The sequence below is a fragment of the Macrococcus sp. GL_134 genome (assembly GCF_057834705.1).
This window is the reverse complement of record NZ_CM174409.1, coordinates 1,474,236-1,487,386: the sequence shown is the minus strand read 5'-3', so window position 1 is coordinate 1,487,386 and position 13,151 is coordinate 1,474,236. Positions and strand designations below refer to the sequence as shown.

At 46.3% G+C, this 13,151-nt stretch carries 15 protein-coding genes; 9 read left to right on the top strand and 6 right to left on the bottom strand.

From position 1 onward, the window contains the following. Positions 1-14 precede the first annotated feature (14 nt). Positions 15-941: a formimidoylglutamase gene (hutG, locus tag AC3IPL_RS07645; protein ID WP_489240361.1), complete on the top strand. Its 927-nt coding sequence runs from the start codon at positions 15-17 to the stop codon at positions 939-941. On the opposite strand, the gene AC3IPL_RS07640 is transcribed toward hutG, so the two are convergent. After that, a complete protein-coding gene (locus tag AC3IPL_RS07640) occupies positions 938-1,807 on the bottom strand; it encodes a LysR family transcriptional regulator (RefSeq protein WP_489242313.1) in 870 nt (289 codons plus the stop codon). The genes hutG and AC3IPL_RS07640 overlap by 4 nt on opposite strands. Positions 1,808-1,936: 129 nt before the next feature. Between AC3IPL_RS07640 and hutU the strand changes: the two genes are divergently transcribed. Further along, a complete protein-coding gene (hutU, locus tag AC3IPL_RS07635; RefSeq protein ID WP_489240359.1) occupies positions 1,937-3,604 on the top strand; it encodes a urocanate hydratase in 1,668 nt (555 codons plus the stop codon). Then, positions 3,597-4,832, top strand: coding sequence for an imidazolonepropionase (gene hutI / locus AC3IPL_RS07630; RefSeq protein WP_489240357.1), 1,236 nt, complete (start codon positions 3,597-3,599; stop codon positions 4,830-4,832). The genes hutU and hutI overlap by 8 nt, the downstream gene beginning before the upstream one ends. A gap of 59 nt (positions 4,833-4,891) precedes the next feature. Here the strand turns inward: hutI and AC3IPL_RS07625 are convergent, their stop codons facing one another. After that, positions 4,892-5,884: a proline dehydrogenase family protein gene (locus AC3IPL_RS07625; protein WP_489240355.1), complete on the bottom strand. Its 993-nt coding sequence runs from the start codon at positions 5,882-5,884 to the stop codon at positions 4,892-4,894. 315 nt (positions 5,885-6,199) lie between these two features. On the opposite strand from AC3IPL_RS07625, the gene thiT reads away from it, so the two are divergent. Beyond that, entirely contained in the window at positions 6,200-6,739 is a 540-nt protein-coding gene (thiT, locus tag AC3IPL_RS07620; protein ID WP_489240353.1) for an energy-coupled thiamine transporter ThiT, read from the top strand. Here the strand turns inward: thiT and AC3IPL_RS07615 are convergent. Next, positions 6,736-6,864, bottom strand: a complete 129-nt coding sequence (locus AC3IPL_RS07615) for a hypothetical protein (RefSeq protein ID WP_489240351.1) — start codon at positions 6,862-6,864, stop codon at positions 6,736-6,738. The genes thiT and AC3IPL_RS07615 overlap by 4 nt on opposite strands. A 132-nt stretch (positions 6,865-6,996) precedes the next feature. Between AC3IPL_RS07615 and AC3IPL_RS07610 the strand changes: the two genes are divergently transcribed. Both AC3IPL_RS07610 and AC3IPL_RS07605 read left to right on the top strand, forming a co-directional pair. Continuing rightward, positions 6,997-8,034, top strand: coding sequence for an AAA family ATPase (locus AC3IPL_RS07610; protein ID WP_489240349.1), 1,038 nt, complete (start codon positions 6,997-6,999; stop codon positions 8,032-8,034). 109 nt (positions 8,035-8,143) lie between these two features. Further along, complete coding sequence (locus AC3IPL_RS07605) at positions 8,144-8,479, top strand: hypothetical protein (RefSeq protein ID WP_489240347.1); 336 nt, start codon at positions 8,144-8,146, stop codon at positions 8,477-8,479. Here AC3IPL_RS07605 and AC3IPL_RS07600 read toward each other — a convergent pair. Next, positions 8,476-9,009 (bottom strand): gamma carbonic anhydrase, encoded by a 534-nt coding sequence (locus AC3IPL_RS07600; protein ID WP_489240345.1) that lies wholly within the window; start codon positions 9,007-9,009, stop codon positions 8,476-8,478. The two genes, AC3IPL_RS07605 and AC3IPL_RS07600, sit on opposite strands and share 4 nt — an antisense overlap. A 61-nt stretch (positions 9,010-9,070) precedes the next feature. Here AC3IPL_RS07600 and AC3IPL_RS07595 point away from each other — a divergent pair, with 61 nt between their 5' ends. Both AC3IPL_RS07595 and AC3IPL_RS07590 read left to right on the top strand, forming a co-directional pair. After that, complete coding sequence (locus tag AC3IPL_RS07595; RefSeq protein ID WP_489240343.1) at positions 9,071-9,877, top strand: alpha/beta fold hydrolase; 807 nt, start codon at positions 9,071-9,073, stop codon at positions 9,875-9,877. 42 nt (positions 9,878-9,919) lie between these two features. Continuing rightward, a complete protein-coding gene (locus AC3IPL_RS07590; RefSeq protein ID WP_489240341.1) occupies positions 9,920-10,324 on the top strand; it encodes a transcriptional regulator, SarA/Rot family in 405 nt (134 codons plus the stop codon). Positions 10,325-10,343: 19 nt separating this feature from the next. On the opposite strand, the gene mnmM is transcribed toward AC3IPL_RS07590, so the two are convergent. Continuing rightward, positions 10,344-10,895: a tRNA 5-(aminomethyl)-2-thiouridylate-methyltransferase MnmM gene (gene mnmM, locus AC3IPL_RS07585; RefSeq protein WP_489240339.1), complete on the bottom strand. Its 552-nt coding sequence runs from the start codon at positions 10,893-10,895 to the stop codon at positions 10,344-10,346. After that, positions 10,885-11,841 carry a tRNA modification radical SAM protein MnmL/YtqA gene (mnmL, locus tag AC3IPL_RS07580; RefSeq protein WP_489240337.1) on the bottom strand — a complete coding sequence of 319 codons (957 nt, stop codon included), beginning with the start codon at positions 11,839-11,841 and terminating at the stop codon, positions 10,885-10,887. Before mnmL ends, mnmM begins: the two co-directional genes overlap by 11 nt. Positions 11,842-11,933: 92 nt before the next feature. On the opposite strand from mnmL, the gene AC3IPL_RS07575 reads away from it, so the two are divergent. After that, entirely contained in the window at positions 11,934-13,094 is a 1,161-nt protein-coding gene (locus AC3IPL_RS07575; RefSeq protein ID WP_489240335.1) for an MDR family MFS transporter, read from the top strand. Positions 13,095-13,151: the final 57 nt, after the last annotated feature.

Genomic DNA, 13,151 nt, shown 5'->3' with positions numbered 1-13,151 from the left:
AAGGAGGCTATAGGATGCATAGACCATCTATCAAGTCATTATGGACAGGGCGACTGGACAGTGACAATGATGCGCGCCACTTCAGATATTTTCAAACCGTTGATTTGAGCGGAAATCATAAGCAGACACAGGTCGCGCTATTAGGCTACGCAGTCGACGAAGGGGTCCGACTGAACAAAGGGAGACTAGGAGCTGCAGAAGGTCCGGATGTGATTAAAACAGCATTTGCCGGACTGCCGATCATGAAAGGATCGACAGTCAGTGATTACGGCAATATCAGCCATGACCATGACACGCTGCTAGAGACGCAGCAGGAACTGGCAGCTAAAGCAGCAGAACTGCTGCAAAGTCATCAGCTGACTTTTCTGCTCGGCGGCGGTCATGACATCGCTTATGCACAGTACTTAGCCATCAGACAGGCATATCCCGGGCAAACGGTCGGTGTCATCAATATTGATGCCCACTTTGATACGCGAGCAGAAAGTCAGTCGACATCGGGGACGAGTTTCAGTCAGATTCTTCGTGAGGATGACAGTGCAGGTTATATGGTTCTCGGTATTCAGCCGAGCGGCAACACGCAGGCGCTCTTTGACGATGCTGCTGCACGTCAAATCAGCTATGTACTTGCAGAAGCATTCGACAACGGGGTGCCAGGTGATGTAGAAGCAGCCATCCACCAGTTTATGGAACAGTATGACGTCATATTGTTCACGATCTGCATCGACGTCATTGACAGTGCCTTTGCGCCCGGCGTCAGTGCCCCTGCTGTCATCGGACTGATGCCGCACGTTGTACGCCGGCTCGCTGGTACTATTATTGCAAACGACAAAGTGTCATCAGTCAGTATCGCGGAAATGAATCCGCGTTATGACATCGACAACAGAACGGCGAAACTCATCGCCTATTTGATGAATGAGATGATAGATAAGAAATTAACTTAAAAGGTCCAGTGATTCTGGCACAGCTCAATGAGAGAAAGGACTCGGTCAGAGTGCTTTCTCTTTTTTAAATAATTGAGGTGAATGGTGCGGCTCATTTTTGGGCGGATTCTAATGGCATCAAGATGAGCGGTTCTGAACGACTGATAATAGAACCTCGGTATCACTGCATAGCCCATGCCGCAGTGGACGAAGTTCGTCGCGGCTTCGAAGCGGTCAACTTCCATGACAATCAGCGGTCTTACCCCGAGACGAGCGAAGTAGTCGTCCAGATGCTTTCTCACCTGGTACTGCTGATTAGGAACAATCAGCGGCAGCTCTTCGATGGAAATGGATGTCGTGCGTTTGAACTGTCCCCTCGGTGTCAATAAAAAATACTCTTCCTCATAAAGTGGAATAGAAGTGATGTCTTCATGCTTGATGCCTTCATTAGTGACAGCGATATCGACGTCATAATCGAGCAGCTTAGTGACAGCAATATCGAGACCGAGTACTTCATTCACCTGGTAATGCTGCTCAACGTATTGACTACGATGCTGCTGGATGACCATAGACATCCACTGGCTCGTAGATTCAAGCAGCGCGATGTTAATTTTTGGTGTCTCGCTGACGTTCAAGTCATACATCTTCTCAACCGTCTGATGATAGTGCTGTACAAGATCTACTGCATATTGATAGAACATAATCCCTTTGTCAGTAATCTTGACCTCCTTCGTCGTCCTGGTCAGCAGCTGGTAGCCGAGTGTCTCTTCTAACTTCTTGATTGACGCAGTCAATGACGGCTGACTGATATGCAGCTCATCCGCCGCTTTTGTAAAGCTGCTATATTTGACGACAGCGATAAAGTATTCCAGTTGTAAAATCTTCAGTCTGTTCACCCCATTTATAGTTTATAGCTATCAACAAATAGATTATTGATATTAGTTATCTATAGATTAGCATATTATAATGAATTTAAGAATGGAATCATGACTAAACAACTAAAGGAGTATCAGTCGATGAAGGAGATCAGAGCGAAAAAAGGATTAGCGATCGAATGTAAAGGTTGGGAGCAGGAAGCGGTGCTGCGTATGCTCTATAATAACTTGGATCCCGAAGTGGCAGAACATCCGGAGTCACTTGTCGTATACGGCGGTATCGGTCGTGCTGCGAGAAACTGGGAGAGCTTCGATGCGATTGCTGAGACGCTGAGAAACCTCGAAAAAGATGAAACGTTATTAATTCAGTCCGGGAAACCAGTGGCTGTCTTCAAAACGCATGAAGAAGCACCGCGCGTGCTGCTGTCTAACTCAGTGCTCGTACCGAACTGGGCAAACTGGGACCACTTCCATGAACTCGACAAAAAAGGATTGATGATGTACGGCCAGATGACTGCAGGCAGCTGGATCTACATCGGTTCGCAGGGGATTGTTCAAGGAACGTATGAGACATTCGGAGAACTGGCGAATCAGCACTTCGGCGGCAAGCTGAACAGTACTGTGACGCTTACAGCGGGACTCGGCGGCATGGGAGGGGCACAACCGCTCGCGGTCACGATGAACGGCGGTGTGGTTATCGGTGTGGACGTCGATGAATCGCGTATCGACAAGCGGATTGAAACACGTTATACCGACGTCAAAACGCATGACTTGGATGAGGCACTGCACATGGCGGAAGAAGCCCGTCAGGCAGGCACGCCGTTATCTATCGGTCTTGTCGGTAACGCAGTCGATATTCACCGTGCAATTCTTGATAAAGGCTTCAAAATAGATATCATTACAGACCAGACAAGTGCCCACGACCCGCTGAACGGTTACATTCCACAAGGCTATTCGCTTGAAGAAGCAGAGGCGCTGCGCGCTGCAGATCCCGCAAACTATGTGAAGTTAGCTAAAGCATCCATGGCGAAACACGTTGAATATATGCTTGAGTTCCAGAAGAACGGGGCAGTTGCCTTTGACTACGGCAACAACATCCGGCAAGTGGCTTTTGACGAAGGCGTGAGTGAGGCATTCAACTTCCCGGGATTTGTACCGGCATATATCCGCCCGTTATTCTGTGAAGGAAAAGGGCCGTTCCGTTTCGTCGCATTAAGTGGTGACCCGAAAGACATTGCACGGGCAGACGAAGAGATGAGAACGCTCTTCCCGGATAACGACAAGCTGCTCCGCTGGCTGGACCTTGCACACGAGAAAATCGCCTTCCAAGGGCTGCCTGCCCGCATTGCATGGCTTGGATACGGCGAACGGGTGAAGATGGGTCTTGCCCTGAACCGTTTAGTGCGTGACGGCGAAATCTCTGCACCGATTGTCATCGGACGTGACCATCTGGACTCAGGGTCTGTAGCGAGTCCTAACCGTGAGACAGAAGCGATGCAGGACGGCAGTGATGCTGTCGGTGACTGGGCCGTGCTGAATGCGCTCATCAACACAGCAGCAGGCGGCTCATGGATTTCATTTCATCACGGTGGTGGTGTCGGTATGGGTTATTCACTGCACGCCGGCATGGTTGTTGTAGCAGACGGAACGGAAAATGCAGAGCGAAGATTGGAGCGCGTGCTGACAACTGACCCGGGCATGGGAGTTGTGCGTCATGCAGATGCAGGTTACGATATTGCAATTGACGTCGCTGTGGAACGCGGCATTCATATTCCGATGATAACAAAGAAAGGTGATACTCATGAATGATTTAATCATCCAGAACATCAGTGAGCTGATTCTGCCGAAATCGACGGACTGCCCGTTGAAAGGCCATGAACTCGATGAGCTGACAATTATTGAAAATGGCACGATTGTTGTGAAAGACGGAAAAATTATTTATTCTGGGGTGCATACAGAAGAATACGAAGCACATGAGACGATTGATGCGAGAGGCAAAGTAGTCTCTCCTGCATTGATTGATGCACATACGCATTTAGTGCATGGAGGATCCCGAGAGCACGAAATGGCATTGAAACGTCAAGGCGTGTCATACCTTGAAATATTGAAGCAGGGTGGAGGCATTCTCTCGACTGTCAAAGCGACACGCGAGGCGTCAGAAGAAGAACTGTTCAAGAAAGCGGAGTATAACTTGCTGACGATGATCCATCACGGCGTGCTCGGTGTGGAAAGTAAGAGCGGCTATGGTCTGGACCGTGCGACAGAGCTGAAGCAGCTGCGCGTGTCGCACAGACTTGCCGAAAAATATCAGCTCGATATGAGGCATACGTTCCTCGGGCCGCATGCCGTGCCGGCGGGAAGAAACGGAGAGGAATTCATGCAGGAGATGATTGATTTTCTTCCGGAAGTGAAGGACTATGCGGATTTCGCGGATGTTTTCTGTGAGACAGGAGTCTTCACCATTGAAGAATCCCGGCGATACATGCAGGCAGCAAACGCCCTCGGCATGCGGGTGAAAATCCACGCAGATGAGATTGATCCGCTCGGCGGACTTGAGCTTGCCATTGAGCAGAACGCCATCTCAGCCGATCATTTAGTCGCGGCAAGTGAAGAAGGCAAGCAGCAGCTGCATGACAGCGATACAGTCGCGGTACTGCTGCCGGGAACAACGTTCTACTTGAACAAGGACAGTTATGCCGATGCGCGCGGCATGATCGAGCAGAACGGTGCCATCGCTATTGCGACAGATTTCAACCCGGGCAGCTGCGTGACGAACAACCTGCAGATGGTCATGGCGATTGCAGCGCTCAAATTGAAGCTGTCACCGAATGAAATATGGAATGCAGTGACAGTCAACGCAGCTAAAGCCATCGGACTGGACGCCGGCACCATCAATGCAGGTGACAGAGCGAACATCGTCATCTGGCATGCGCCGAACCATCAGTACATCCCTTACCATTACGGCGTGAATCATGCAGAGAAAGTCATTAAGGACGGCAGAATGATAGTCGATCGTCAGATGAGTTTAATCAAATAATAGAAAAACACCCCAAGGCTTTAGGACTCCAGCCTTGGGGTTTACTTCATATGATTGTTTTATTTGTCTTTCAGTGCGACAGCCAGTAATCCGACTGCTGCGGCAATGCCTGCACCGACTGCGATTCTTTTGTTGACAGCAGGTGTGAAGATGGATTTCGTCACAAGCTGCAGGTTCTGCGGTCGTTCTGCCAGGCGGCGCATGAAGTAGCCATACCAGTCCTGTCCAAAAGGCACATAGACACAGAACTGATAGCCTTCTTTAGCAATTTGCTCCTGCAGTTCAGTACGGAATCCGTATAACATCTGGAACTCAATCAAATCTCTGTTCAGCTGATGTTGAGCGATAAATTTCTTTGCGTGATCGATAATGCGATGATCATGCGTTGCGATTGATGTCATCGCTTTTGCGTTCAATAATCGCTGCTCAATCAATTTAATGTAGTTTTCATCGATATCTTCTTTTTCCTGATATGCCACATCAGCAGCTTCTTTATATGCCCCTTTCACTAAGCGGAGACGGACATCAGTATATTTGTCGATGTCTTCAGTGGCACGATATAGATAAGCTTGAATAACAGTCCCGACATTCTTGAATTCACCTTTCAAGCGGTCGAGAATCGCGAACGTCTGCATCGTATGTTTGTAATCTTCTGTATCCATATTGATATGCATATTGCCGCATTGGTGGGCTTTGAGTAGAATTTCACGTACATTGTTATAGCAGAATTCTTCATCTACATCTAAACCAATCTGTGTCAATTTGATTGACATATGCGCTTTGACACCTGATTCGTATATCGCTTCTATCATTGCAATGATTTCATCTTTAGCCTTTGTCGCTTCTTCTCTTGAGAAGACGAATTCCCCAAGATTATCTACAGTTGCTGTAATCCCCTTCGCATTCAGCACTCGGATTGCCTGAATGGTTGAAGGAATATCAACTCCTGCAACTACTTTATTTGCACCAAGTGCCAGCCCATAGCGTTTTGCTGCCTCATTCAAAGCCTGGTTTTCACTTAATGAAATGAAAAAATCTCTTGTCAAACCCATCAGTAAAGCCTCCTTAATATGTACATATAGATTATAGTACTACAAATTTTCTAAAAGTTAAGCGTTTTCTTATCATATTATTGTAGATATTTTACTATTTATAAACATTTACTATAAATTTTAGATGAAGGCATTGAAAAATACGTTCACTCATGTAAAATTAAAAGTGCTATGAACCATAAGGGGTGCTATCCGGCTGTGAATCCAACACAGTGACGTAGATGGCTGAGAGTGTGATACAACCCTTGAACCTGTGAGATAATGCTCGCGAAGGAATATGGTTATTGGTTCATAAGTAAATTTGGAGGTTTATTTATGGAACAAAGAACACGTCTGATCGTTATGATGGAGATTGCTATCATGGTTGCTCTAAGTATGACGATTGATTTAATTGACTCAGGCTTTAAAGTAGGTCCGTACAGTTTTAGTTTCTCTATGGTGCCCGTACTGATTCTTGCAGTCAGAAGGGGGCTGGTTCCGGGAGCAGTTGGGGGACTTGTATGGGCAGTGCTGCAGTTGATTTTAGGAGATGCATCAGCTATTGTTCATCCTGCTCAGTTTATACTGGATTATCCTCTTGCTTTTATGATGCTAGGTATTACAGGCATTGCACGTCATCAGAAGCTGCCAGTCATTCTTGCGTTCAGTGCACTGGCCATAGTCGCCAGATACTTCTGGCACTTCATATCAGGCATCATCTTTTTCGGCAGTTACGCTCCTGAAGGACAGTCGGCATGGCTTTATTCATTGATTGTCAATGCCGGAACGATGATACCCAATCTCATCATCTGTCTGGTGATCATAGCGCTTCTTTTTACGGTTGCAAGACGATTATTTGATACAAAAAGTGCCTAATCTTCTGATTGGGCACTTTTTAATACGATAGTTTCCTGATTGATCGGTTCTGCACTGATGTCTATGAGATGAGGTAAAGCCAATAATAGAGTGAACGAAATAATCACTTTCTTCATTAACTTCATGACTGCCTCCCCTTACATTAATTACTGTCATTGTAACGGATATTTATGATACTACCATGAATCATCTGTAAATAATTGATTTACTTTCGTAAGACTGTTATTAATTAAGTAAAGAACTTAAGGAGCAGCCATATGAATAGCTTAGGAATTTACTTCGGTACATTTGCCCCGTGTCATGTCGGTCACTTTGAACAGATTGTCCGCGCAAAGCGAGAGAACGACAGAGCGGTGGTAATTGTCTCCGGTTATGACGGAGACCGCGGAGATCTGGCAGGTATGAGTTTGAACAACCGGGTCAAGGCGATGCGTGAACTGTTAAAAGATGATCCGACAGTGTCTGTGCGGATGCTTGATGAAACAAACATTCCGAAATATCCAGCGGGCTGGGCTCCGTGGCTTAATCTACTGCGTGAGCGGGTGGAAGAAACGTTTGATATCAGTGACGTGAACCGCATGACATTTTATGTGGGAGAAACAGAATATATGGAACCACTGGATAGTTATTTCAAGGCGCACTGGGCTCAGTCAGAGATTGTGATTACACGGGTCGACCGGCGTGTGACGGGTATCAGTGGCACATCGATCAGAGAAAACCCGCTCTATAACTGGGATTTTGTCACTCGGCCGTTCAGGCGCTTCTTTGTCAAAAATGTGTTGATCATCGGTGGAGCGGGTACCGGTAAGACCGCATTGACGAGAGATCTTGCAAGGCGGTATTCTACATCTTATTCGCTTGAGTATCTTCCAGATTTCTTAAAGGAACGACTAGTTGAAGAACAAGAGCTGGACATCAAAGATTTCCATGAAATTGGTATCGGTCAATATGAACATAACCGTTACCATATCCATTCGCCGGGAACTAGGAAGGTATTTTTTGCTGATACAGATGTGATGATGACTAAGCTCTTTGCACAATCCCATTTAGATGAAGAGGACTTCAATCAGCTCGTTCCAGTATTTGATTTCTATATTTCCCTGCAGACGTGGGCTTTGATTATCGTACTGCCGCCGACAGAAGAGGATTCATCATACGAGAGGATGCTTGATGAACTATCACGGCAGCAGCTGACGCATAGCGTCGTCACACTTGAAGGGCTCAATTACCAAGAGATATACGAGGCGGCACACCAATTAGTAGATGCGCTGCTCGCTGATGGACGCGACAATTAATTGTTAAGTAATTGTAAACGAGAGCTCTAAATCTTTAGCGAATCTTTACATTGTCAGCCAGCAGATGATGTTAAAATAATCATATATTGATTAATTAAGAGGTGTCAAAATGTTTAAAGATATGGCATATTACATGTTCGGTCGTGAACTGGATCCATTCCTTCAGCTATTTGTATTTGAGCCAATGATGATTACATTGATCGCTGTCATCGTTGCGATGTTCACTAAGAAAGCATGGACGATGGCTATCGTCATTATTTTATTGAATATTATCGACAATGTCATAGACGTCAGCTTCTTGTTCGGTGGTCAAGGTATCGGCACGATTATCGCCAAGAATATCGCCTTTTTCTTTGCCAACTTCTTCTCTATGTTTTATGAGTTCGTCATTAGCTTTGTGATTACAAGTACAGCATTTATGCACAAAAAATTCGGTATCGCCTAAGCGGTACCGAATTTTTTTATTGTGTGTGCTTCTTTGTAGCGTTGTCCTTTGTCGACATAAGAGCGGTAAATGCGCTCGAGCTCACTGTAATCATGGTCATTTAGTTCACGGATGACTTTCGCCGGTCTACCGAAAGCAAGTGTTCTAGGAGGAATTTTCTTGCCGGGTGGTACTAGCGAGCCTGCACCGATAAAAGCATATTCACCGATTTCCGCGCCGTCAAGTATGGTGGAATCCATCCCGACCAATGCGTTGCTCCGAACAGTACATGAATGGAGCGTGACGCGATGACCGATCGTCACCCGGTCTTCAATGATCAGCGGCCGATCAGGTGACTGGTGCAGGCAGCATAAGTCTTGAATATTGCTCTCGCTGCCGATGATGACAGGGCTGACGTCACCTCGGATGACTGTTCCGTACCATATAGATGACTGTTCGCTGATAGTTACATCTCCTGTGATGACCGTATTCGGTGCCACAAAGGCTGACGGTGAAATCTTTGGAGCCATTCCATTATATTTGAGTTCCATCTTGTGCCTCCTTTTTTGTTATAATTAATAATATCATTGATCGCCAAAAGGAGCAGAATTTATGTGGAAGTGGGAAACAGAAAAAACAGCTAAAGGTGTCGTCGTCATCGTTCATAATATATTGGAACATCATGGACGCTATGCCTGGCTGATTACGCAGCTGAGAAGAAGCGGCTACCATGTCGTGATGGGTGACCTGCCAGGTCAGGGGCAGACGTCCCGCGTCAACAAAGGGCACATCGAATCATTCGCTGATTACCGGGAGACAGTCATTGAATGGATCGCAGTGTCAGAAGAATATCGTCTGCCGGTATTTCTTGTAGGAGTTGGACTCGGTGGATTGATTGCTGTCAATCTACTGGAACGGGTCTCACTGAATCTTGAAGGGTTGATCTTATTGTCGCCGCTCTTCGGCTTCCAGAATACATTGTCAACGCGCAAAAATATTTTTGCCTCAAGCTTTGGAGGGACATCTAAAGATGCTAAGTTCGATATGAACATCGATATGCATCAAATGACCCGCTCAGAAAGCGTCATTAAAGATGCTGAGTCCGACTCATTGATGATCAGCAAAGTCAGTTTCAACTGGTACCGTTCCATTATGGAAGCGATGAAAGAGACGATGGAGAATATTCCTGCTGTCACCAATGTTCCTTTGTTATTGATGTATGCAGGTGACGATCATCTCGCTGACATAGAACAGACACAATTATTTAAGCGTGAATATCAGTCAGATGAGATGTACGTTAAATGCTGGAAAGGCCTATATCATGAGCTTCATCAAGAACCAGAAAGAGAAAACATCTTACGCTATATAGTTTCGTTTATGAATAATAGAATCTATTATATAGGGTTAATCTCTGAATAGTGGGGTATACCTTTTCTATAAACTTACAGAGGTGGCGATATTATGTCGAATGACGTTCATGAAGTCAAAGACTTGGTTTTACTCAATGAATTACAGCAGGAAATTGACGGCGTGTTCAAGAAAATATCCGACGAATTTGGTTTGTCAAAAAATGAATATCTTGTCATGGTCGCACTGTGGGATAATGGTCCGATGGCTATGAAGAGCCTGGACAAGTATATTGATATCAAACCATACAAACGCACTCGCTTCTTTAACAACCTCGTAAGTAAAGGCTGGATCAGTAAAGAGAGACCGGCTGACGATGAACGGACAGTAATCATTCATTATAATGAAGACAAAGCAGTTGAGAAAGACAGGATTGTTGAGGCAGGGTGTACAGCTATTAAAGGGAACATGGCAAATTTACGTCAGCATTTTGAAGCGGTCATGTCTATTTGTGACTAAAAAAAAGGTAAGCCGAGGCTTACCTTTTTTCTATGGCGCAGACAAAAGGGGGATTATTGCGCTGATTGATGAATTCATATTTGATAATGTGAGCACTTTCCTGGTTATATGAACTTAGAAACTCAAGCACCGCTTCTTTTTCGATTTGGCCTTCTGTATGCCCTGGATAAATGACAAGAATGATAATACCGCCGGGCTTCAGCCGGGCAAATAATTGTTGAACGGCAGAAATCGTTGTGTCGGGGAGGGTGACAATTGATTTGTCACCTTTAGGTAGATAGCCGAGATTGAATATGGCACAGCTGATTGCCTCATCCGGTAAATAACGGTCAGCATGCTGGTGACCGTCATGAATAAATGTGATATTGCTGCAGCCGGCTGTTTTCTCTCTGGCATGACTGATCGCCTCCTCCTGAATATCGAACGCATATACCTGGCCGTCTGGAACGTGACGCGCGAGATACAATGTGTCATTACCGTTACCGCATGTCGCATCGACTACTATGTCTGACGGACTGACGAATTCGTCTATCAATAATTTTGAGAAGGGGAGAATCCCTTTAAGCTTCATTGGTGACTTCCTTTTTGTATCGTTTACCCTGCCAGCTCTCGCGGTCAATCAGTTCTTTGTCGATAGCATTCAGCACTTCCCATTTGTTGACGCTCCACATCGGGCCGATCATCAGTTCAATCGGACCGTCTCCAGTAATTCTATGAATGATCATTTCCGGCGGCAGAATCTCCAGCTGATCAGCGACGAGAGAGACATAATCGTCTTTTGTCATAAATTCGAGCTTGCCTTTTTCGTACTGTTTGACCATCGGTGTCCCTTTCAATAAGTGCAGCAGGTGAATCTTGATCCCCTGGACATCCATGTCTGCAACTGTGCGGGCAGTCTCCATCATCATGTCGTAATCTTCTCCTGGCAGGCCGTTGATGATATGGGAGCAAATGTTGATATTGTGCTTGCGGAGCTTAGCAACCCCTTCGTAGTAGCAGGCCATGTCGTGAGCGCGGTTAATTAAATCACTCGTTTCCTGATGAACAGTCTGCAGACCAAGTTCAACCCACAGATAAGTGCGTTCGTTCAGTTCAGCTAGATATTCTACGACATCATCAGGCAGACAGTCAGGCCGTGTAGCGATAGAGAGTCCCACGACGCCTTCTTGAGCGAGTGCTGCTTCGTATTTCTCTTTCAGCACATGGAGGGGCGCATGCGTATTCGTGTAAGCTTGAAAGTAAGCGATGTATTTGCCTTCTGCCCATTTTTCGTGCGTGCGGTTCTTGATTTTCTCGAACTGGACAGGAATCGGGTCGACCCGGTCGCCTGCGAAGTCGCCTGATCCTGCCACTGAACAGAATGTACAGCCGCCATGTGCTACCGTGCCGTCTCTGTTCGGACAGTCGAAGCCGCCTTCCAGTGCTACTTTGAATACTTTCTGCCCGAATTTCTGGCGCAGATGGTAGTTCCATGTATGATAACGTTTATTGTCTGATGCATATTTAAATTGGTCCATTTAGTCTCACCTTTCTTATTTTAGGATTTTAACACAAAACATTGTCTTACAGTGAAAAAAAAGTTACGCTTGAAGAAGTGAGGTGAAAAATTATGAAGATGCCCAAATTAGTCTGGCTGCTGGTCATCGGGATGGCAGTCAATGTAACAGGGGCAAGTTTTATCTGGCCGCTGAACACGATTTATATACATAATGAACTGGGTAAGAGCTTGAGTGTCGCTGGGGTTGTGCTCATGCTCAACTCGGGTGCCTCTGTCGTCGGTAATCTGATCGGCGGACAGATGTTTGACCGCTTCGGTGGTTATTTATCGGTCATGACCGGCATCATGATTGCGCTGGCCAGTCTGGTGGGCATGGTTGTGATCCATTCGTGGCCGTGGTATCCAGTGTGGTTGATTCTGGTCGGTTTCGGCTCAGGGATTGTCTTCCCTTCCATCTATGCGATGGCAGGTGTGGCATGGCCGGAAGGGGGGAGACGGACGTTCAATGCCATCTATCTCGCCCAGAATTTAGGGGTGGCGCTCGGCGCTGCGCTTGGTGGTTTTATGGCGGATATCAGTTTTAATATCATATTCATCGCCAATTTAGTGCTGTTCGCTGTCTTCTTCCTGATCGCGCTCTTCGGTTACCGGGAGGCAGGCCATCTTCACAAAGGCCGTAAAGTTGAGGAAGTGAAGGAGATTGTGGATAAGAGCAGATTCCATGCACTGCTGTTGATCTGTACGGCTTATTGTCTCTGCTGGATCGGTTATGTCCAGTGGCAGACCACTATTTCAAGTTATACGCAGACTATCGGCATCAGTCTGCAGCAGTACAGTGCGCTGTGGGCGATAAACGGTGTGCTGATTTTAGTGGGTCAGCCATTGATCCGGCCTGTCGTCCGTCTGATTGAAGACAAGATCAAGACCCAGATTGCGGTGGGAATCTCCATTTTCATCGTATCGTTTATCGTGACTATTTATGCTGAGAATTTTGTGATGTTTGTCATCGGTATGGTGATTCTGACCATCGGCGAGATGTTCGTCTGGCCGGCAGTACCGACTGTCGCGAATATGCTGGCGCCTGAAGGACGGGTCGGGACGTATCAAGGCATCGTCAATTCGACAGCGACACTGGGCCGTGCTATTGGTCCGGTCGTCGGCGGTGTTGTGGTCGATCTCTATAATATGGAGGCGATGTTTGGCGTGATGATTGTGTTACTCGTTGTGAGCTTCGGGTTTTTGAAGATATATGATAGAGGGCTGGCAAAGTGACGGGGAAGGTTGACATGATTATATCGGACACTCAAAAGGTAACTTATACTTGAGTGT